19 protein-coding genes are annotated in these 21845 nt (G+C 60.6%); 13 read left to right on the plus strand and 6 right to left on the minus strand.

The window, feature by feature from the left end; all coding sequences use genetic code 11:
- Positions 1-200: 200 nt before the first annotated feature.
- The 5 genes from rarD to HBO23_RS06395 form a co-directional block, all read right to left on the minus strand.
- Positions 201-1085: an EamA family transporter RarD gene (gene rarD, locus HBO23_RS06375; protein WP_017138019.1), complete on the minus strand. Its 885-nt coding sequence runs from the start codon at positions 1083-1085 to the stop codon at positions 201-203.
- Between the two features lie 178 nt (positions 1086-1263).
- Positions 1264-2238 carry a serine/threonine protein kinase gene (locus tag HBO23_RS06380; RefSeq protein ID WP_056857817.1) on the minus strand — a complete coding sequence of 325 codons (975 nt, stop codon included), beginning with the start codon at positions 2236-2238 and terminating at the stop codon, positions 1264-1266.
- Positions 2239-2405: 167 nt separating this feature from the next.
- Positions 2406-4304: a PhoX family phosphatase gene (locus tag HBO23_RS06385; protein WP_017138021.1), complete on the minus strand. Its 1899-nt coding sequence runs from the start codon at positions 4302-4304 to the stop codon at positions 2406-2408.
- A 79-nt stretch (positions 4305-4383) separates the two neighbouring features.
- Positions 4384-5148, minus strand: a complete 765-nt coding sequence (locus HBO23_RS06390; protein ID WP_017138022.1) for a TOBE domain-containing protein — start codon at positions 5146-5148, stop codon at positions 4384-4386.
- A 57-nt stretch (positions 5149-5205) separates the two neighbouring features.
- Positions 5206-5943 (minus strand): ComF family protein, encoded by a 738-nt coding sequence (locus HBO23_RS06395; RefSeq protein ID WP_138451640.1) that lies wholly within the window; start codon positions 5941-5943, stop codon positions 5206-5208.
- A 114-nt stretch (positions 5944-6057) separates the two neighbouring features.
- On the opposite strand from HBO23_RS06395, the gene bioB reads away from it, so the two are divergent.
- From bioB to HBO23_RS06445, 10 genes are all read left to right on the plus strand, one after another.
- Entirely contained in the window at positions 6058-7113 is a 1056-nt protein-coding gene (gene bioB / locus HBO23_RS06400; RefSeq protein WP_017138024.1) for a biotin synthase BioB, read from the plus strand.
- 156 nt (positions 7114-7269) lie between these two features.
- Positions 7270-8451, plus strand: a complete 1182-nt coding sequence (gene bioF, locus HBO23_RS06405; RefSeq protein ID WP_170036895.1) for an 8-amino-7-oxononanoate synthase — start codon at positions 7270-7272, stop codon at positions 8449-8451.
- A complete protein-coding gene (locus tag HBO23_RS06410) occupies positions 8444-9175 on the plus strand; it encodes an alpha/beta fold hydrolase (RefSeq protein ID WP_170036896.1) in 732 nt (243 codons plus the stop codon). The genes bioF and HBO23_RS06410 overlap by 8 nt, the downstream gene beginning before the upstream one ends.
- Positions 9168-9980, plus strand: a complete 813-nt coding sequence (gene bioC / locus HBO23_RS06415; RefSeq protein WP_170036897.1) for a malonyl-ACP O-methyltransferase BioC — start codon at positions 9168-9170, stop codon at positions 9978-9980. Before HBO23_RS06410 ends, bioC begins: the two co-directional genes overlap by 8 nt.
- Entirely contained in the window at positions 9977-10657 is a 681-nt protein-coding gene (gene bioD, locus HBO23_RS06420; RefSeq protein ID WP_017138028.1) for a dethiobiotin synthase, read from the plus strand. Before bioC ends, bioD begins: the two co-directional genes overlap by 4 nt.
- A gap of 106 nt (positions 10658-10763) precedes the next feature.
- Complete coding sequence (locus HBO23_RS06425) at positions 10764-11045, plus strand: hypothetical protein (RefSeq protein ID WP_017138029.1); 282 nt, start codon at positions 10764-10766, stop codon at positions 11043-11045.
- A 349-nt stretch (positions 11046-11394) separates the two neighbouring features.
- Positions 11395-13200, plus strand: coding sequence for a phenylacyl-CoA dehydrogenase (locus HBO23_RS06430; RefSeq protein WP_017138032.1), 1806 nt, complete (start codon positions 11395-11397; stop codon positions 13198-13200).
- 206 nt (positions 13201-13406) lie between these two features.
- Entirely contained in the window at positions 13407-14696 is a 1290-nt protein-coding gene (locus HBO23_RS06435; RefSeq protein ID WP_170036898.1) for a GGDEF domain-containing protein, read from the plus strand.
- Positions 14697-14786: 90 nt separating this feature from the next.
- Positions 14787-16556 carry an acyl-CoA dehydrogenase C-terminal domain-containing protein gene (locus tag HBO23_RS06440; protein WP_170036899.1) on the plus strand — a complete coding sequence of 590 codons (1770 nt, stop codon included), beginning with the start codon at positions 14787-14789 and terminating at the stop codon, positions 16554-16556.
- 258 nt (positions 16557-16814) lie between these two features.
- Positions 16815-18593, plus strand: a complete 1779-nt coding sequence (locus HBO23_RS06445; protein ID WP_169987495.1) for an acyl-CoA dehydrogenase C-terminal domain-containing protein — start codon at positions 16815-16817, stop codon at positions 18591-18593.
- A 226-nt stretch (positions 18594-18819) separates the two neighbouring features.
- Here HBO23_RS06445 and HBO23_RS06450 read toward each other — a convergent pair whose 3' ends face one another.
- Positions 18820-19719, minus strand: coding sequence for a LysR family transcriptional regulator (locus tag HBO23_RS06450; RefSeq protein ID WP_017138036.1), 900 nt, complete (start codon positions 19717-19719; stop codon positions 18820-18822).
- A gap of 209 nt (positions 19720-19928) precedes the next feature.
- On the opposite strand from HBO23_RS06450, the gene HBO23_RS06455 reads away from it, so the two are divergent.
- The 3 genes from HBO23_RS06455 to HBO23_RS06465 all read left to right on the plus strand — a co-directional run bounded on the left by HBO23_RS06455 (position 19929) and on the right by HBO23_RS06465 (position 21753).
- On the plus strand, positions 19929-21188 hold the full coding sequence (locus HBO23_RS06455; protein ID WP_170036900.1) for an aminotransferase class III-fold pyridoxal phosphate-dependent enzyme: 1260 nt from the start codon (positions 19929-19931) through the stop codon (positions 21186-21188).
- A gap of 105 nt (positions 21189-21293) precedes the next feature.
- Positions 21294-21449, plus strand: a complete 156-nt coding sequence (locus HBO23_RS06460) for a hypothetical protein (protein ID WP_157786506.1) — start codon at positions 21294-21296, stop codon at positions 21447-21449.
- Positions 21433-21753 carry a DNA-binding transcriptional regulator gene (locus tag HBO23_RS06465; protein WP_017138039.1) on the plus strand — a complete coding sequence of 107 codons (321 nt, stop codon included), beginning with the start codon at positions 21433-21435 and terminating at the stop codon, positions 21751-21753. Before HBO23_RS06460 ends, HBO23_RS06465 begins: the two co-directional genes overlap by 17 nt.
- The last annotated feature ends 92 nt before the right edge of the window (positions 21754-21845 follow it).

Here is a 21845-nt window from a genome sequence, read left to right on the forward strand (position 1 = left end):
AAATCTTGCATGGGCCTGTGGATAACCTGTAGAGACCCGGCGCCAGGCCATGCCGGCCGGGCTTCTTCGTCGATTGAGCAAAAAACGAGCAGTTTCAATGGCTTGTGCACAAATGGCGGGGATCAGGGTGTGGATAACCTTGGGGTGAATGCCTGCAAGCCACGTGCACTGTGGCTTGCAGAGGTTTGTACGTTATTTGATCAGCGTTTGCGCACCGTCAGCCATGCATCCAGGCTGTAAACCACCAGGCCCGCCCAGATAAATGCGAAAGCAATCAGCGTGCTGGTCGCCAGGTGTTCACCGAACAGCAGCACCGCTTCCAACAGCACCAGCGTCGGCGCCACGTATTGCAAAAAGCCCAGTGCGGTGTAGGGCAAATGCCGTGCGGCGGCGTTGAAACACACCAGCGGAATCAGCGTAACCGGGCCTGCGGCCACCAGCCACCAGGCTTCGGAGGTGCTCCAAAATTCAAGCTGCGCACTATGGGCCGACGGGTTGAACAACAACCAGGCGACGGCGATCGGCACCAGCATCCAGGTTTCCACCACCAGCCCTGGCAGCGCCTTGACCGGCGCCTGTTTGCGGATCAAACCGTAAAAGCCGAAGGTCAACGCCAGCACCAGCGACACCCACGGCAGACTGCCGACTTGCCACACTTGCTGCGCCACACCCACCGCCGCCAGCCCGACGGCGATCCATTGCAGGCGGCGCAGGCGCTCGCCCAGGATCAGCATGCCCAGCAGCACATTCACCAACGGGTTGATGTAGTAACCCAGGCTCGCTTCCAGCATGCGCCCGCTGTTCACCGACCACACATAGGTCAGCCAGTTGGCCGCAATCAACGAACCGCTGAGTGCCAGAATCGCCAGGCGCTTGGGGTTGTCGCGCAGTTCACGGAACCAGCCGGGGTGCTTCCATACCATCAACAGCAAACCGCCGAACAGCGCCGACCACAAGACGCGGTGCACGATGATTTCGGCGGCGGGAACACTGGCGATGGCTTTGAAATAAAGTGGGAAAAGACCCCAGATGACATAGGCACTCAGGCCCAGGATGTACCCTTTGCGGGGGTTGGCGGCGTGCATTGCAGAATCCTTGCTCAGGCAGCTTACAAAGCGCGATTGTAAGGATTTTTGTCAGGCAAGGCAGGGGCTTTTCTGTGGGAGCTGTCTTGCCTGCGATGAAATCACCTTAGTACCACTGATACACCGAGTTGTCTGAATCGCAGGCAAGCCAGCTCCCACACCGGTGGTGTACTGCTCTTTAGAAGAGTTTGAGGGGTTCTTCATTGAGCGCCGACAGTTGCTCACGCAACGCCAACACCTGGTCGCCCCAATACCGCTCGCTGCCAAACCACGGAAAGCTGTGGGGGAATGCCGGGTCATCCCAGCGCCGGGCCAGCCAGGCGCTGTAGTGCATCAGGCGCAAGGCGCGCAGGGGTTCGATCAAGGCCAGTTCGCGTGGGTCGAAGTCGTGGAACTCCTGGTAGCCGTCCATCAATTCCGACAGCTGGCCCAGGCATTCCTGACGGTCGCCCGCGAGCATCATCCACAGGTCCTGCACGGCCGGGCCCATGCGGCAGTCGTCCAGGTCGACGATGTGGAACATCTCGTCGCGGCACATCATGTTGCCGGGGTGGCAGTCACCGTGCATGCGGATGTTCTTGTGCGGTGTGGCCTTGTACACCTCTTCCACGCGCTTGAGCAGGTCGCGCGCGACAGACTCGTAAGCGGGCAGCAGGCTCTTGGGAATGAAATTGCCTTCAAGCAAGGTGTTGAGGGAATCGTGACCGAAGTTCTTCACCCCCAAGGCTTCGCGGTGTTCAAACGGGCGGGTGGACCCCACGGCGTGCAAACGGCCAAGCAATTGCCCGAGGCGATACAGCTGATCCAGGTTGCCCGGCTCCGGCGCACGCCCGCCACGGCGTGGGAACAGGGTGAAGCGAAAGCCCGCGTGTTCGAACAGGCTTTCGCCGTTATGCACCAGCGGTGCAACCACCGGCACTTCGCACTCGGCCAGTTCGAAGGTGAAGCGGTGTTCTTCCAGGATCGCTTCGTTGGTCCAGCGCTGCGGGCGGTAGAATTTGGCGATCAGCGGCTCGGAGTCTTCGATGCCCACCTGATACACGCGGTTTTCGTAGCTGTTAAGCGCCAACACGCGCGCGTCGCTGAGAAAGCCGATGCTTTCGACGGCGTCGAGTACTAAATCGGGGGTGAGTGTTTCAAACGGGTGGGCCATGCGAACTCCTGCGCGCAGCAGGGCGCCGCGTCCGGCCGGGTATGGTAACGCACCAACGCTGAGATAGGTGGCGACTGTGCCATTGCCATCGCAGGCAAGCCAGCTCCCACACTTGAGCGTGGAATGCGCTCAAAGGTGGGAGCTGGCTTGCCTGCGATGAGGCCCTGTCAGGCGCCGACTATCCCACCATCATCCCGCCGAATCGCCATCACCGACGAGCGCGGCTTGCCGTTGGGCAGATGCTCCGGCCAGGTCGAACCCCCGGTTTCCCCCGGATGCTGAATCCCCACAAACAGGGTCTTCTGGTCCGGCGAAAAGCTGATGCCCGTGACCTCGCACGCCACCGGCCCAACCATGAAACGGCGGATTTCCCCGGTGTTGGGGTCGGCGCACAGCATCTGGTTATTGCCCATGCCGGCGAAGTCGCCCTTGTTGCTGTAGTCGCCGTCGGTGAGGATCCACAAGCGCCCGGCCTTGTCGAACCCCAGGCCGTCGGGACTGTTGAACATGTTTTGCGGGTTGATGTTGGACGAGCCGCCTTTTGGCGTACCGGCATGCACACCGGGGTTGCCGGCCACCACAAACAAATCCCAGGTGAAGGTGTTGGCGCCGTGGTTATCCGCGTCGGCTTTCCAGCGCAGGATCTGGCCATACACGTTTTTCTCACGCGGATTCGGCCCGCCCACCGGCTGGCCGTCTTCACCGCGTTTGGCGTTGTTGGTGAGCGTGCAATACACCTGGCCGTCGGTGGGGCTGACCACGATCCATTCGGGGCGGTCCATGCGTGTGGCTTTCACCACACTGGCGGCCAGGCGCGCGTGGATCAGCACTTCGGCCTGGCTGGCAAACCCCGAGCTGGCGTCGATGCCGTTTTTGCCGTGGGTGAGTTCGACCCATTCGCCTTTGCCCTTGGGGTGGTCGGCATTGCCGTCGCCGGCATCGAAAATCGCCACGTACAGGGTGCCGTGGTCGAGCAGGTTCTTGTTGGCTTTGGGGTTGTGGTGGTTGATCGGATCGCGGCTGACGAACTTGTAGATGAACTCGCCACGCTCGTCGTCGCCCATGTACACCACGGCGCGGCCATCACGGGTTTCTGCCAGTGCGGCGTTTTCGTGTTTGAAGCGGCCCAGGGCAGTGCGCTTGACCGGTGTGGATTGCGGGTCGAACGGGTCGATTTCCACCACCCAGCCGTGGCGATTGAGTTCGTTGGGGTTCTTGGCCATGTCGAAGCGCGGGTCGTGCAGGTGCCAATTGATCTCGCGGCTGGCGGCCACCACGCCGTAGCGTTTTTGCCCGGCGTCGAAGCTTTGTTGCGGGTTGCTGCTGCCAAAGCAGTCGGTGAAGTTCTCTTCGCAGGTCAGGTAAGTGCCCCATGGCGTCTTGCCGTTGGCGCAGTTCTGGAAGGTGCCGAGGGCTTTTTTGCCGGTTTTGTCGGCGCTGGTTTTCAGCCAGGCATGGCCGGCAGCGGGGCCACCCAGGCGGATCGGCGAGTTACCGTGGATGCGGCGGTTGTAGCGCGAGTCCTGCACGAACTGCCAGGTGTCGCCCTTGCGCCGCACCTCTATCACCGACACACCTTCGCTGGCCTGGGCCTTGCGCACGTCTTCAGCCGATTGCGGCGCGCCGCCATGGGCGTAGAGGTAGCGGTAGTTGGTGTATTCGTTGTTGATGGCCATCAGCGCACGGTTGTTGTCACCGGGGAAGGCGAACAGGCTCATGCCGTCGTTGTTGTCACCGAACTGCTGTTCCTGGGCCTTGGCAGTGCCATTGCCGGACGGGTCGAAGGCTGGCGCGTTCTTGTGCAGCGGCTGGCCCCAACTGATCAGTACCGAGGCGGAGTAACCCGGCGGCAAGGTGATGGCGTCGCTGGTGGCCGCAGCGATGCTGGCAAAGCCCAGCAAGGGGCTGGCGGTGGCAGCGTTCACGGCCATTGCGCTGCGGGTGAGCAGGTTGCCACCCAGGAACATCGCGGCACCGCACAGGGCGCCGGCGCCGATAAAACGGCGGCGGGTGAGGCCGACCATCTGTTCAAGGTCGGTGGCTTGGTTTTCTTCTAATAGGCTCATTTCAGGCTCCCTGCGGTTTTTGCAGACACCTTAAGGAGCGCTCGTGACGAATTTGTTGCAGCTTAAAGATGGCGGGCGCCTAAACCGGTGTGCCGAGCAGCACATTGTTGGGTGAGAATTGCACCTGGACTTGGCCGCCTTCGACGACACCCAGTACCTGGAGCGCGGCGGGCTGCGCCAGGGCGCATAAAACCTGGCCGTTGGGCAGGGTGATGCGCACTTCGCTGGGGCCGTCATCGGCGTCGAGAATCGTCTCGATCACACCGCTCACGCAATTGTGTCCAGGTGTTGCAGCCTGCCCGATGGCGAGCAATTCCAGCCATCCGGCCTTGATCAAGGCGACCACTTCAACGCCGGTTTCCAGCTCCAGCCGCTGCGTGCTGTCGTGAGTGATCTGCGCACTCAGGCTCAAGCCGCCCGAGAGTTGCAGGCGAATCAAGTCATTGCGGCCCTGGTGTTCGATGGCGCTGACCTGGCCGTGCAGTTGGTTGCGCGCGCTGGTGCGCAACATCAGGCGGCCGAGCAGGTTGAAGTCGCTCGCGTCCTCATCCGAACCCAGCACCTCGGCCTGCAACACTTGCAGGCGTTGGTACAGGCGCAGCACGCGCTCACCTTCGGCCGTCAGCTTGGCGCCGCCGCCGCCTTTGCCGCCGACGCTGCGCTCCACCAGCGGCTTTTGCGCAAGGTTGTTCAACTCGTCGATCGCATCCCACGCGGCCTTGTAACTCAGGCCAGCGCTCTTGGCCGCGCGGGTAATCGAGCCCTGCTCGGCAATATGCGCCAACAGGGCGATGCGCTGGGGGCGGCGGATGATGTGTTGGCTGAGGGAGGTCGGCAGAGACATGTGGATACGCTTCGATAAGGTCAGCGGACGTTGCAGGCGCGGCGCACGCGAGTCAAGTCATGAGCCTGGTTTTGGCGTGCGGGCCAGACAGTACACATCGACCTGACGAGCGCCAGCGTCCATCAATAGGCGGGCCAGGCTGTGGGCGGTGGCGCCGGTGGTGAGTACGTCGTCCACCAGCGCAAAGTGGCGGCCCTGCACCTGGGCGCCGGGTGCCAGCGCAAACGCGGTGAGCAGGTTGCGTTGGCGGGTCTTGGCGTCGAGGGCTTGTTGCGCGACGGTTTCATGGGGGCGTAACAACAGGTGTTCATCGTGTGGGAGGTCGAGGTCTTCGCTGAGCCAGCGGGCCAACATCAACGATTGGTTGAAGCCGCGCTCACGCAGACGCTTGCGCGCCATGGGCACCGGCAGCAGGCAGTCGGGGCGGGTGAGTGCGGTGTTGTCGAAACGGTGTTGCAGATACTGGCCCAGCAAGTGTGCGAGCAGATGACCCAGCGGCCAGCGCGACTGGTGTTTGAAGCGGCTGATAAGGGTGTCGACGGGGAAACCGTAGGTCCAGGGTGCGATCACCTGTTTATAGGCAGGCGGCTTTTTTTGACAGGGGCCGCAAATCAAACCCTCCATCGGCAGGGGCAGGGCGCACACCTCGCAATGCTCCAGCAGCCAGGGCAGCTCGGTTTCGCAGGCGTTGCACACAGTGTGGTTGGAGTTTGTTGCTTCATCGCAAATTAAACAGGTCTGGTTGTTTTCTAACCAGATGTAAACCTGATGTTTGTATCTGAGTTGACAGTGCATGAATCTTCCTTAAATATGCCGAGCATCCGTGTCGTGACTGACTGTGGGTATTGCGGGTATTGCCGGTATTGCCCTTCCCACAGCGTAAGCCCAAGCATAATCAAGGAATCGCCCATGAGCGCCAGCACCTCTGCCACCCTGCGTCACGATTGGTCTTTAGCCGAAGTCAAAGCGCTGTTTGTGCAACCCTTCAACGACCTGTTGTTCCAGGCGCAGACCGTGCACCGCGCGCATTTCGACGCCAACCGCGTGCAGGTCTCGACCTTGCTGTCGATCAAAACCGGCGCCTGCCCGGAAGATTGCAAATATTGTCCGCAGTCGGGCCACTACAACACCGGTCTGGAAAAAGAAAAGCTGATGGAGGTGCAGAAGGTCCTCGAAGAGGCCGCTCGCGCCAAAGCCATCGGTTCGACGCGCTTCTGCATGGGCGCCGCCTGGAAGCACCCGTCGGCCAAAGACATGCCCTACGTGCTGCAGATGGTCAAAGGCGTGAAGGCCATGGGCCTGGAAACCTGCATGACCCTCGGCCGTCTCGACCAGGACCAGACCGAAGCCCTGGCCCAGGCCGGCCTGGACTACTACAACCACAACCTCGACACCTCGCCTGAGTTCTACGGCAGCATCATCACCACCCGCACCTACGGCGAGCGCCTGCAAACCCTGGCCTACGTGCGTGATTCGGGGATGAAGATCTGCTCGGGCGGCATCCTCGGCATGGGCGAGTCCCTCGACGACCGCGCCAACCTGCTGATCCAACTGGCCAACCTGCCGGAGCATCCGGAGTCGGTGCCGATCAACATGCTGGTGAAAGTCGCCGGTACGCCGCTGGAAAACGCCGAAGACATCGACCCGTTTGACTTTATCCGCATGCTCGCCGTGGCGCGCATCCTGATGCCGCAATCCCATGTGCGCTTGTCGGCCGGCCGTGAAGCGATGAACGAGCAGATGCAGGCCCTGGCGTTTTTCGCCGGTGCCAACTCGATCTTCTACGGCGACAAGTTGCTGACCACCGCCAACCCGCAGGCCGACAAGGACATGCAACTGTTCTCGCGCCTGGGGATCTTGCCGGAGGCGCGTGAAGAGCACGCCGATGAAGTGCATCAGGCAGCGATTGAGCAGGCGTTGGTGGAGCAGAAGAGCAGCGAGCAGTTCTATAACGCGGTGGTTTAACGCCTCTCTCCACATTTGAAACGCAATCCAACTGTGGGAGCTGGCTTGCCTGCGATAGCGGTCGTCCAGACATATTGATACTGAATGTGCTGCCGTCATCGCAGGCAAGCCAGCTCCCACATTGGATCGGGTTCAACCTGAACTGCCGAGGCCTGCATGTCTTTTGATCTCGCCGCGCGCCTCGCTGCCCGCCGGGCCGAACACCTTTATCGCCAACGCCCTTTGCTTGAGAGCCCGCAAGGCCCGCAAGTGGTGGTGGATGGCCAGCCGCTGCTGGCATTCTGCAACAACGACTACCTGGGCCTGGCCAATCACCCGCAAGTGATCGAAGCCTGGCGCGCCGGGGCCTCCCGATGGGGCGTGGGCGGTGGCGCTTCGCACCTGGTGATCGGCCATGCCACGCCGCACCATGAGCTGGAAGAAGCACTGGCCGACCTCACCGGACGCCCGCGTGCACTGCTGTTTACCACCGGCTATATGGCCAACCTGGGCGCGGTCACCGCGTTGGTGGGGCAGGGCGATACGGTGCTGGAGGACCGGCTCAACCACGCCTCGCTGCTGGACGCCGGCCTGTTGTCCGGGGCGCGTTTCAACCGCTATCTGCATAACGACGCCAGCAGCCTGGCCAAACGCCTGGAGAAGGCGACCGGCAATACGTTGGTGGTCACCGATGGTGTGTTCAGCATGGACGGCAATCTGGCCGACCTGCCTGCGCTGGCCAGTGAGGCACGCGCCAAAGGCGCCTGGTTGATGGTCGATGACGCCCATGGCTTCGGACCGTTAGGTGCTACGGGCGGCGGAATTGTCGAGCATTTCGGCTTGAGCCAGGAAGACGTGCCGGTATTGGTCGGCACCCTTGGCAAAGCGTTCGGTACCGCCGGGGCGTTTGTGGCAGGCAGTGAGGAGCTGATCGAAAGCCTGATCCAGTTCGCCCGGCCCTACATCTACACCACCAGCCAGCCACCGGCATTGGCCTGCGCCACTTTGAAAAGCCTGGAGCTGCTGCGCACCGAGCACTGGCGGCGTGAGCACCTCAATGGCCTGATCCGCCAGTTCCGCCAGGGCGCCGAGCAGCTTGGCCTGCGGTTGATGGACAGCTTCACGCCGATCCAGCCGATCCTGATTGGCGACAGCGCCACCGCCATGCGCCTGTCGCAGATGCTGCGCGAGCGCGGCCTGATGGTGACAGCCATCCGCCCACCGACTGTGCCGGCCGGCAGTGCGCGTTTGCGCGTGACACTGACAGCGGCCCACAGCGCGGCCCAGGTGCAGCTATTGTTAAGCGCATTGGAAGCGTGTTTCCGGTTGTTAAGTATTACGGAGCCCGACCATGCGTGATCGACTGGTATTACTGCCCGGTTGGGGGCTCGGCGTTTCACCGCTGGAGCCTTTGGCTGCCGCCTTGCAGGGTTTGGACGAACACCTGCAAGTGCATATCGAACCGTTGCCGGTGCTGGCTTCCAGCGATCTGGATGAATGGCTCGACGAACTCGACGCCACACTGCCGGACAACGCCTGGTTGGGCGGCTGGTCCCTGGGCGGCATGCTCGCTTCCGAGTTGGCGGCGCGGCGCGGCGAGCGCTGCTGCGGGCTGCTGACATTGGCGAGCAACCCGTGTTTTGTCGCCCATCAAGGCTGGCCCAGTGCGATGCCTGCCGAGACGTTCGATGCGTTCCTCGCGGGTTGCCATGCCGATTCTCAGGTCACGCTCAAACGCTTTGGCCTGCTGTGTGCCAAGGGCGCTGCCGACCCGCGCGGGCTGTCGCGCCTGTTGGTCAGCGGGGCGCCGAATACGTTGTCGAGTGTGTTGATGCCGGGCCTGGAACTGCTTGCTCAACTGGATACCCGCGCCGCTTTGCAAGCGTTTCGTGGCCCGCAACTGCACCTGTTTGCGGGGTTGGACGGTTTAGTGCCCGCTGAAGCCGCGGGTGATCTATTGGCCCTGCTGCCCGATGTAGAAATCGGCCTGATTGAACAGGCCGGTCACGCTTTTCTTCTGGAAGACCCTCACGGTGTAGCGGGGGCCATCCAGGCTTTTTTGCATGAGTGTGTTGATGACTGATTTATCCCAGCCCCCACTGCCGGGCGGTTTGCCGGACAAGCGCCAGGTGGCGGCCTCGTTTTCCCGCGCAGCAGCCAGCTACGACAGCGTCGCCGAGTTGCAGCGCGCAGTCGGGCATGAGCTGTTGTCTCGCCTGCCAGCTGCCATCGCGGCCAGACGCTGGCTGGATGTGGGCTGCGGCACGGGTTATTTCAGCCGTGCACTGGGCGAACTGTTGCCAGCAAGCCAAGGCGTAGCGCTGGATATTGCCGAGGGCATGCTCAACCATGCGCGGCCTTTAGGGGGCGCGCAGCACTTTATTGCGGGGGATGCAGAACGCTTGCCGCTTGCAACTGAGAGCTTCCAGCTGCTGTTCTCCAGCCTGGCGGTGCAGTGGTGCGCGAATTTCGACGCGGTGCTCAGTGAGGCCTGTCGTGTGCTGCAACCCGGGGGCGTCTTCGCATTTGCGAGCCTGTGCGTGGGCACCCTGGACGAGTTGCGCCAAAGCTGGCGTGCGTCGGATGGCCTGGTTCACGTCAACCGCTTTCGCACCTTCGAGGCTTACCAACAGCTGTGTGCTGCCAGCGGTTTGCGGGTGCTGAGCCTGGAGCGCCAGCCTCACGTGTTGCATTACCCGGATGTGCGCAGCCTGACCCACGAACTCAAGGCGTTGGGCGCGCATAACCTCAACCCCGGTCGCCCGGGAGGGTTGACGGGGCGCGCGCGGATTGTTGCACTGGTGCACGCTTACGAGCAGTTCCGCCAGGCCCAGGGCCTGCCCGCCACGTACCAAGTGGTGTACGCCGTACTGGAGAAACCGTTATGAGCGCCGCTTATTTCATCACCGGCACCGATACCGATGTGGGCAAAACCACCATCGCCGCCGGGCTGCTGCATGCCGCGCGGCTGGCGGGTAAAAGCACCGCCGCCGGAAAACCGGTGGCCTCAGGCTGCCAGCTCACCCCAAAAGGTTTGCGCAACGCCGACGCCTTGGCACTGCTGGCCGAATGTTCGCTGCCGTTGACCTATGCCGAGGTCAACCCGGTGGCCTTTGAACCCGCGATTGCGCCGCACCTGGCCGCGCGGGAGGCGGGTGTGGCGCTCACGGTGCAATCACTGTTGAAGCCGATGCAGCACATACTCGCGCAACACGCGGATTTCACCTTGATCGAAGGCGCAGGCGGCTGGCGGGTGCCGTTGGCCGATCAGGACAACCTGTCGGACCTGGCCATGGCGCTCAAGCTGCCGGTGATCCTGGTGGTGGGCGTGCGTCTGGGCTGTATCAGCCATGCGCTGCTCACCGCCGAAGCCATCGCGCGGGACGGTTTGCCGTTGGCGGGTTGGGTGGCAAATATCATCGACCCCAAGACCTCTCGTCTGGAAGAGAACCTCGCCACCCTGGCTGAGCGGTTGCCTGCGCCGTGCCTGGGGCGGGTGCCAAAGCTCAAGCAGGCCAGCGCGAAAGTGGTGGCCGAGTACCTGGAGTTGGACCTGCTTGACTGATTTTGGCTATCGCTAAGGCATTATGCCATTAGTGTTTTTGACGGGCGTTTTGCCAGGATGTCTGCTTCAATTCAAGTTCACGATTCTCTAAAGGCAGGCTTACGCCATGGAAATCTCTGGAAGCAGCGCGTTTTATTCGGGGCTGAGCACTATTCAGGCCGGGCAGAACCGCGTCGACCAGGCCGCCGGCAAAATTGCCGGCGCCGCGACGACCCAGCCCTCGGACGCACAAAGTGATCGTCTACAAGCCAACGATCGCGCCCAGCCGTCCAACTCGGCGAGCAACATGGTCGAAATGGCCCAAGGCAAGTTTCAAGTGGAGCTGGGCGCGAAAGTTGCCAAGGCTTCGGATGAAATGCTTGGCACGTTGATCGATACCTACGCTTAACTTTCTATCGGCACACGCCGGCTCTTCTGTGGGAGCTGGCTTGCCTGCGATAGCATCGACTCAATCTTCCTGATATACCGCGGCGCCTGTATCGCAGGCAAGCCAGCTCCCACACAAGCCAGCTCCCACATTGTCCTGTGTCATCTCGTTGAACTTCTAAACTCCTTTTAAGCGTGGCATCCCGCCGCAGGCCTTGCCGTGCGTGGCATTGATGCGCGTCATGACAAACGGCTTCGGCGCGATGCTTGACAACCTCAGGTCGTAAACGTATGTTTCAAACACCTGTTTGACCGCCATAACAAATCCACGCGGTTGTTCATCCCAGATACATCAGCAGAGGTTTATCGCTATGCCTGACTACAAGGCCCCCTTGCGTGATATTCGCTTCGTTCGTGACGAACTGCTCGGTTATGAAGCGCACTATCAGAGCCTGCCGGCTTGCCAGGACGCTACCCCGGACATGGTTGACGCCATTCTTGAGGAAGGCGCCAAGTTCTGTGAGCAAGTGCTGGCACCGTTGAACCGCGTGGGTGACATCGAAGGGTGTACCTGGAGCGAGTCAGGCGTAAAAACCCCTACTGGTTTCAAAGAAGCCTACAAGCAGTTCGTCGAAGGCGGCTGGCCAAGCCTGGCCCACGACGTGGAGCACGGTGGCCAAGGCCTGCCGGAATCCCTGGGCCTGGCCGTGAGCGAGATGGTCGGCGCCGCCAACTGGTCGTGGGGCATGTACCCTGGCCTATCCCACGGTGCGATGAACACCATCTCCGAGCACGGCACCCCGCAACAGCAAGACGCTTACCTGACCAAGCTGGTTTCGGGTGAGTGGACCGGCACCATGTGCCTGACCGAGCCGCACTGCGGCACCGACCTGGGCATGCTGCGCACCAAGGCCGAACCTCAGGCTGATGGTTCCTACAAAGTCTCCGGCACCAAGATCTTCATCTCGGCCGGTGAACACGACATGGCCGACAACATCGTCCATATCGTACTGGCCCGCCTGCCGGACGCACCGGCCGGCACCAAGGGTATTTCGCTGTTCATCGTGCCTAAATTCCTGCCGAACGCAGACGGCTCGATCGGCGAGCGCAATGCGGTGACCTGTGGTTCCCTGGAACACAAGATGGGCATCCACGGTAACGCCACCTGCGTGATGAACTTCGACGCGGCCACCGGTTTCCTGATCGGCCCGGCGAACAAAGGCCTGAACTGCATGTTCACCTTTATGAACACCGCTCGCCTGGGCACCGCGCTGCAAGGCTTGTCCCACGCCGAGATCGGCTTCCAGGGCGGCCTGAAATACGCTCGCGACCGCCTGCAAATGCGCTCCCTGACCGGCCCGAAAGCGCCAGACAAAGCCGCTGACCCAATCATCGTGCACCCTGACGTGCGCCGCATGCTGCTGACCATGAAAGCCTTCGCTGAAGGCAACCGTGCGATGGTGTACTTCACCGCCAAGCAAGTGGACATCGTCAAGTACGGCACCGACGACGAAGCCAAGAAGCAAGCCGACGGCCTGCTGGCGTTCATGACCCCAATCGCCAAGGCGTTCATGACCGAAGTCGGTTTTGAATCGGCCAACCACGGCGTGCAGATCTACGGCGGCCACGGCTTTATCGCCGAGTGGGGCATGGAGCAGAACGTTCGTGACAGCCGCATTTCGATGCTGTACGAAGGCACCACCGGCATCCAGGCACTCGACTTGCTGGGCCGTAAAGTGCTGATGACTCAAGGCGAAGCGCTCAAGGGCTTCACCAAGATCGTGCACAAGTTCTGCCAGGCCAACGAAGGCAACGAAGCCGTTAAGGAATTCGTTGCACCGCTGGCGGCACTGAACAAAGAGTGGGGCGAGTTGACCATGAAGGTCGGTATGGCCGCGATGAAAGACCGTGAAGAAGTCGGTGCCGCCTCGGTGGACTACCTGATGTACTCCGGCTATGCGTGCCTGGCTTACTTCTGGGCCGACATGGCACGCCTGGCTGCTGAAAAACTGGCTGCCGGCACCACCGAAGAGGCGTTCTACACCGCCAAGCTGCAGACGGCGCGCTTCTACTTCCAGCGCATCCTGCCGCGTACCCAGACCCATAAGGTCACCATGCTGTCGGGCGCCAACAACCTGATGGACATGAAAGAAGAAGACTTCGGCCTGGCTTACTAAGCCCTGCCGGTCTCCTGAAAACCGCCGCTTCTTTTGGAAGCGGCGGTTTTTTTATGTGCGGCGATAAAAAACACAGCACAGCACTCAGGGATTGCGCCTGGCTGCCGTTACAGTGATGGCAATGTGATACAGGTCACATTGAATGTGCTTAACTGTGCTCAGTGAAGGCACTGTGCCATCTTTCTGGGCGGGTCGGAGCTTTACCCTTGTCGCGCGTGTCCGCTGTACGGTTCAGTCATTTTCTTCCTTCGTTACTGCTATTGATGGCCGGGCTCTCGGCTGCGTATGTCAAAGACCTCAGCGTGTTCTTCACCTCGCTGTTCAATGTGCTGCCGACCTTGGTGCTGTTGCTCGGCGGCGCGTACTGCGCGGTGTATCGGCGCCAGCGTGAGCTGTTTCTGATGATCACGGTGTACGTCGTTTACTTCCTGCTTGACACCCAGACCGATTATTACCGCGATAACGGCCGCGTCCGTGAAGACGCCGCGGTGGTGTTCCATCTGTGTTGCTTGCTGTTGCCGTTGCTGTTCAGCATTTACGCGCTGTGGCAGGAGAAAACCCACCTGTTCCGCGACTTTGTGGCGCGCTGCGCCGTGCTTTTTGCGTTTGGCAGCGTAGCCCTGGCGCTTGAGCAGAGTTTCCCCCAAGCCTTGCTGAACTGGCTGGCGGAGATTCGCTGGCCGGCGCTGCATGGCAGTTGGATGAGCCTGATCCAGCTGTCGTACCCGATGTTCCTGATTGGTTTTGTCACCCTGGCGGCGCAGTACTGGTATCAGCCGCGGCCCTTGCACGCGGCGCAACTGGTGGGTTTGCTGGGGCTGTTCTGGATGTTGCCGCAAACCTTTATCCTGCCGTTCACGCTGAACATCATGTGCAGCCAGGTAATGCTGATGATTGCCGCCGGCGTGGCGCACGAGGCTTATCAGATGGCCTTTCGCGATGAACTCACCGGCTTGCCGGGGCGGCGCGCGCTCAATGAGCGCATGCAACGGTTGGGGCGCAATTATGTGTTGGCAATGAGCGACGTCGATCACTTCAAGCGCTTTAACGACACCCACGGCCACGATGTCGGTGACCAAGTGCTGCGGCTGGTGGCCAGCAAATTGTCGAAGGTCAATGGCGGTGGGCGTGCCTATCGTTATGGCGGGGAAGAGTTTGCCGTGGTGTTCGCCGGCAAGACGTTGGACGAGTGCATGCCGCACCTGGAAGAGATTCGCGAGATCATCGCCAACTACGCCATCAAGCTGCGCAACCCGGACCGTCCCCACGACGACCAGCAGGGCCGCCAACGCCGGGTGGGCAGTGGCGCCTCGAGTGTGTCGGTGACGGTCAGCATCGGCGTGGCCGAGCGCCAGGTCGAGCAGCGCACGCCTGAAGAAGTGCTCAAGTCCGCCGATCAGGCGCTCTACGCGGCCAAGGGCGCGGGGCGTAACTGCGTGGTCGCTGCCGGGCAAACCCGGCGCGGCGCGGTGCGCATGGAGAGCGCTGCCGGTTGAGTGATGGCGGTGTATTCAGCGGTTCTACAGTAATTGTTCGAGGCGATGACCGGCAGTAGGTTGAAAGTATCTGCTGCCGGAGACATTGCCATGCCTGAGTACAAAGCTCCCCTGCGCGACATGCGCTTTCTGATCGACAACGTGTTTGATTTTCACGGCCACTACGCCGCCTTGGGCGCCACCGACGCGAGCCCGGATATGGTCAGCGCGATTCTCGAAGAAGGCGCCAAATTCTGCGAAAACGTGCTGTCGCCGCTCAATCGCAGTGGCGATGAAGAAGGCTGCCACTTCGACAATGGCGTGGTCACCACGCCCAAGGGCTTCAAGGAAGCTTTCGCCCACTACGTGGAAGGCGGCTGGCATGGCGTGGCGGCGGACCCGGTCTACGGTGGCCAGGGCTTGCCGCTGTCCCTGGGCCTGGTGCTCAGCGAAATGATCGGCTCCAGCAACACCTCCTGGGGCATGTACCCGGGTCTCACCCACGGTGCAATGTCGGCGATCCACGCCCACGGCACCGAGGAGCAGAAAGCCACCTACCTGACCAAACTCACCGCCGGCGAATGGACCGGCACCATGTGCCTCACCGAAGCCCACTGTGGCACCGACCTGGGCCTGATCAAGACCCGCGCCGTGCCCCAGGCGGACGGCAGTTACGCGGTCACCGGCAGCAAGATCTTTATCTCGGCCGGCGAGCACGACATGAGTGCCAATATCATTCACTTGGTGCTGGCCAAACTGCCGGACGCCCCGGCGGGCACCAAAGGTATCTCGTTGTTTATCGTGCCCAAGTTCCATGCCGATTCAGGCGAGCGCAACGCGGTGCACTGTGGTTCCATCGAGCACAAGATGGGCATCAAGGCCTCGGCCACCTGCGTGCTGAACTTCGACGGTGCCAAGGGCTTTTTGATTGGCGAGGCGAACAAAGGCCTCAATTGCATGTTCACCATGATGAACCACGCGCGCCTGGGCACTGGCATGCAGGGTTTGTGCAATGGTGAGGCGAGTTTCCAGGGCGCGATCAAATACGCCAACGACCGCCTGCAAATGCGCTCGCTGACCGGCGCCAAGGCCCCGGATAAAGCCGCTGACCCGATCATCGTGCACGCCGACGTGCGGCGCATGTTGCTGACCATGAAGGCCTTCAATGAAGGCAATCGGGCGCTGACCTACTTCACCGCGCAACTGCTCGACACCGCGCACTTGAGCAGTGACGCCGCCCAACGCCAGGAGGCCGAAGATCTGTTGGCGTTCCTCACACCTATCTGCAAAGCCTTTATGACCGAAACCGGGCTGGAGGTGACCAACCACGGTATGCAGGTGTTCGGTGGCCATGGCTACATTCGCGAATGGGGCATGGAGCAACTGGCGCGTGATGCGCGGATTGCGCCGATCTATGAAGGCACCAATGGCATTCAGGCGCTCGACTTGCTGGGCCGTAAGGTACTGGGCAGCCAGGGCAAGTTGCTGCGCGGGTTTACCAAACTTGTGCATAAGTTCTGCGCAGCGAATGCCGAGCACCCGCAGCTCAAGGCCCAGGTTGAGCAGCTCAACCAACTGAACCAGCAATGGGGCGAGCTGACGATGAAGGTCGGCATGGCTGCCATGAAAAACCCGGATGAAGTGGGCGCGGCGGCGGTGGATTACTTGATGTACAGCGGTTACATCATTCTGGCGTACCTGTGGTTGCGCATGGCCATTGCGGCCCAATCGCATGACGACGCAGCGTTCGCCCAAGCCAAATTGGCCACCTGCGATTTCTACTTCAAGCGCTTGTTGCCGCGTACTGCAACGCACCGCGCCGCTGTGGAGGCGGGCAGTGAGTGCTTGATGAGCTTGCCTGCGCAGTTGTTTGCGCTTTAGGTGCGATTGATTCACTGCGGTCAAAATGTGGGGCTGGCTTGCCTGCGATGGCATCAACTCGGTGTAACTGATCAACCGAGGTGCCCGCATCGCAGGCAAGCCAGCTCCCACAGAAGTCCATATTGGATTCGTGATGTGACCATTAAATACCTAATGGTCACTAACGGACCCTATGTGTCTCAAATGTTGTTCGGTTACACTCGAAGCCTGTAAAACCGATCCTATCGAATCACTTTTCCTGTTCTCACGAGGTTTGCCATGGCTGATTACAAAGCGCCGCTGCGTGATATGCGCTTCGTCCTCAACGAAGTTTTTGAGGTCGCCAACACCTGGGCCCAATTGCCGGCATTGGCAGACACCGTAGATGCCGAAACCGTTGAGGCAATCCTTGAAGAAGCCGGCAAGGTCACGGCCAAATCCATCGCGCCGCTCAGCCGTAATGGCGACGAGCAAGGTTGCCGTTGGGCGGACACTGCCGTCAGCACGCCGGATGGTTTCCCACAGGCTTATAAGACCTACGCCGAAGGTGGCTGGGTGGGCGTCGGCGGCGACCCGATCTTCGGCGGCATGGGCATGCCCAAGGCCGTCTCGGCGCAAGTTGAAGAGATGATCAACTCATCGAGCCTGGCGTTTGGCCTTTACCCGATGCTGACCTCCGGCGCCTGCGTCTCCATCAACACCCACGCCAGCGAAGCGCTCAAGGCTACCTACCTGCCGAAAATGTATTCGGGTGAGTGGGCAGGTTCCATGTGCCTGACGGAAGCGCACGCCGGGACTGACCTGGGCATTATCCGCACCAAGGCTGAGCCTCAGGCGGACGGGTCCTACACCATCAGTGGCACCAAGATCTTTATCACCGGCGGCGAGCATGACCTCACCGACAACATCATCCACCTGGTGCTGGCCAAACTGCCGGATGCACCGGCCGGGCCAAAGGGCATTTCGCTGTTTCTGGTGCCGAAGTTCATGGTCAATGCCGACGGCAGCCTGGGCGCGCGCAACCCGGTGAGTTGCGGCTCCATCGAACACAAGATGGGCATCCAGGCATCCGCGACCTGCGTGATGAACTTCGATGCAGCCGTGGGTTACCTGGTGGGCGAGCCGAACCGTGGGTTGGCGGCGATGTTCACCATGATGAACTACGAGCGTTTGGGTGTGGGTATCCAGGGCCTGGCGTCGGGTGAGCGCTCTTATCAAAACGCGATTGAATACGCGCGCGACCGTCTGCAAAGCCGCTCGCCGACCGGCGCCCAGGCCAAGGACAAAGTGGCCGACCCGATCATCGTGCACCCGGATGTGCGCCGCATGTTGCTGACCATGAAAGCCTCGAACGAAGGCGGTCGTGCGTTCTCCACCTATGTGGCCACGCAATTGGACATCGCCAAGTTCAGTGAAGATGCCGCCGCTCGCGAACGTGCAGACAACCTGGTGGCGCTGCTGACACCTGTTGCCAAGGCCTTCCTCAGCGACCTTGGCCTGGAAACCACCGTGCTCGGCCAGCAGATCTTTGGCGGCCACGGCTACATCCGCGAGTGGGGCCAGGAGCAGTTGGTGCGGGATGTGCGCATCACGCAGATCTACGAAGGCACCAACGGCATTCAAGCGCTGGACTTGATGGGGCGCAAGATCGTTGGCAGTGGCGGGGCGTTCTACACCTTGTTCGCTGACGAGATCCGCCAGTTCATCGCGGCTTCAGGCGCCGAGTTGAGCGAGTTCACCCAACCGCTCAGCGCTGCCGTGGATAACCTGGATGAGTTGACCGCCTGGGTGCTGGACCGCGCCAAGACCAACCCGAATGAAATCGGCGCGGCTTCGGTTGAGTACCTGCACGCCTTTGGCTACATGGCCTATGCCTATATGTGGGCGCGCATGGCCAAGGCCGCGCTGGGCAAAGAGGCTGAGGAAGACTTCTACGCCAGCAAGCTGGGTACCGCGCGCTTCTACTTTGCCCGCCTGCTGCCGCGCATTCATTCACTGAGTGCGTCGGTAAAAGCCGGTAGTGAATCATTGTTTTTGCTGGATGAAGCACTGTTCTAAGGGCTTGGAGGGCGTGTAAGCATTCTCTTACATGACGTGCTGCTATTCGTCCTCTATCGCCAAATTGGATCCACGGATAATCTACTTCACATGGACGTCGCGCAGGAAGCGCAAAGCAACAACACGGACACGTAGGATTCTGCCAGGATGGCGGAGTGAAATGGATGTCAGGGAAACAGTCTGCAAAGCCCCGCTTCGGCGGGGTTTTCTTTTGCCCGCGAAAAAGTCAGGCGCCTGCCTGTGGGGCATTCATTACGTCTTCGAGCAGGGTGCGCAATAACGCCACCGTCGCTTGTTGGCGCTGCACATCGCGGCACACCAACCCCACTTTCAGCGGCACCCTGGGTTCACTCAAGGGCTTCCACAGCAGTGCCTTGCTGTTGTGTTCATCCTGGGAGCGCCCCGGCAATACGGTGGCGAGCTGGGTATGAGGCAGGCTATCGAGAATCCCTGCCATCGTATTCAACTCCGCCTGCACTTGTGGCCGTCGTCCTAAATTGGATAACTGGCCTTGCCAGATCTGGCGCACCTGAAACTCTTCCCCCAACAGCAGCATCGGCAACTCCGCCGCCTGTTTCAGCGAGACTTTCTTGAATTCCCGCAATGGGTGGTCTTCGGGGATGACGACCTTCAGTTCATCTTCGTACAGCAACACGCCGGTTAACCCCGGCTGACGGGGAGGCAAGTAGCTGATGCCGATATCCAGCGAACCGTTGAGCAAACGCCGCTCAATTTCAATCCCGGTCAACTCATAGATCTGCACCACCAGATGCGGTTGGGCTTTGCGCACGCGCTCGAGCATCTGCGGGACCAGGCTGGTGTGCACGGTTTGCAGCACGCCAATGGCCAAGGTGCGCATCGCCTGGCCCTTGAAGTTGCGCAAGGCCTCGACGGCTTGCTGCATGCCGTCGATCAGCGGCAAGGCGTGGTTGTACAAGGTGTGTGCCGCCAGTGTCGGCAACAGGCGCTTGCTGCTGCGCTCGAACAGGCTGACATCCAGGTTCTGCTCCAGCTGGCGAATCTGTTGCGACAAGGCCGGTTGCGAGATCGACAAACGCTCGGCGGCACGGCCCACGTGGCCTTCCTCATACACCGCGACGAAATAACGCAGTTGCTTGAAATCCATAAGACTTACTTATCGAAAAAGCTGGAAAATCGAAATGGCCGATGGCCCCTCGGACGCCTAGTCTAGCGCCTATTCGCAGGGCTTACAGGGCCGGATCGGGCAATGAACAGCGTTTATGTTGATAGCATTTACATAGGCAAGGCAAAAAACCTCAAGGGTGTGTTTGTACGGGGCGTCGACCAAGGCCCGGTTGCTATTGGGGGTGAGCTGTGAATCTGTTTCGTCGCCCTGCGCCGAGCCTGGACGATTTGATCGTGAACGCGCGCCATGACGGCTTCAGTAAATCCCTGATGCCGACTGTGGCAAGGCCCGCGCAGGTGTTTGTGCGTGGCCAGGGCTCCTGGCTCTGGGACAGCGACGAGCGCGCCTATCTGGATTTCAGCCAGGGCAGCGCCGCCAACAGCCTCGGTCATAGCCCGCAGGTATTGATCAAAGCCCTGGCCGATCAGACTCATATGCTGATCAACCCTGGCAACGGCCTGCACAACCGCGCCCAACTGAACCTCGTCGATCGGCTGTGCGATCACACCGGCAGCGACCAGGGTTACCTGCTCAACAGCGGCTCGGAAGCCTGTGAAGCCGCGATCAAACTGGCGCGTAAATGGGGCCAGCTGTATCGCGGTGGTGCCTATCACATCATCAGCGCCAGCAGCGGTTGTCATGGTCGAAGCTTTGCGGCATTGGCAGCCTCGGCTAATGCTGGCGGCAACCGTTTTGAGCCGCAACTATCGGGCTTCAGCCATGTGCCCTTCAACGATTTGCCGGCGCTGCATGCAGCCGTCGATGCCCAAACAGTTGCCATCATGTTAGAGCCGATCCAGAGTGAAGCTGGCGTTATTCCTGCTACCGAGCACTATTTGAAGGGCGTCGAGCGCCTGTGCCGCGAACTGGGGATCCTGCTGATCCTCGATGAAGTGCAAACCGGCATTGGCCGTTGCGGCAGCCTGCTGGCTGAACAACAGTACGGCGTGCGTGCCGACATCATCACCCTCGGCAAAGGCTTGGGCGGCGGTGTGCCGTTGGCGGCGTTGCTGGCGCGCGGCAAGGCTTGTTGTTTCGAAGCGGGGGAACTGGAGGGTACGCATCACGGCAATGCATTGATGGCGTCTGCCGGTGTTGCCGTACTCGACACCGTGCTGGAAAGCGGTTTTCTTGAACAGGTACGCGAATCCGGCCTGTACCTGGGAGAAGGCCTTGCCCGGCTGGCCTATCGATACGGCCATGGGCAACTACGCGGCAACGGACTCCTGTGGGGCCTGACGCTGTCAGATGATTCTGCGGATGCGGTGGTAAAGGCTGCATTGCACGAACACTTGCTCCTGACCACGCCGAAACCCGACTGTTTGCGTTTTACTCCAGCCTTGAACATCAGCAAAAGCCACATCGACGAAATGCTCCTGCGCCTGGCGCGCGCGTTCTCCCGCGTGCGCACCGCCCAACTGCAATGTCGCAAGGGCATCGCCGTTTAACCTCTTATTCCTGAACCGTCTCGCGGCATACGCGGCGCCTCCAGCCTGATTCTTTTGGCTGGGGGCGTTTTTTTGTTCGTGAAATTTTTGGATTGAAAACGTTGATTGAGCATCCGTGAAAACAATGGCTTTATCAGTCAAAAAGATTTGATTTGGTTTCGGGCGATGGCAAAAACTTATGAAAGCTTAAACGACACACAAGTCCAGCAATTACTGGATTTAAGGGAGTTTGTGGAGATTCATCATGATCAAAAAATATGAAAGTGAAGCGCTGGAGTCGATTCATAAATCTGCCGTAGCACTTCATTCAATTGGAGCAATCAGCAAAACCACCCTCCGAGAATATGACGAAGCGTGCTTATCGGCCGTCCCTGAACAAATTCCGGCCGAGCAGATCAAGCAGCTGCGTGAAAGCAGTCATGTCAGTCAGCCCGTTTTCGCTCGCTACCTCAACACCAGCGCCTCCACCGTGAAAAAGTGGGAGTCCGGCGAAAAACAACCCAGCGGCATGGCGCTCAAGTTACTGAGCATCGTACAGAAACACGGCCTGGAGATTCTGGCCTGAAGATGGCCCAATGCCAGATCCCACTGAACCCTCACGAACGCCCAAGGTCGATTAGCTACACGGCTCACACGAGCCGATTTTTTGGAGCTTAC

This window comes from Pseudomonas sp. WS 5532, assembly GCF_012985445.1.
Taxonomy (GTDB): domain Bacteria; phylum Pseudomonadota; class Gammaproteobacteria; order Pseudomonadales; family Pseudomonadaceae; genus Aquipseudomonas; species Aquipseudomonas edaphica.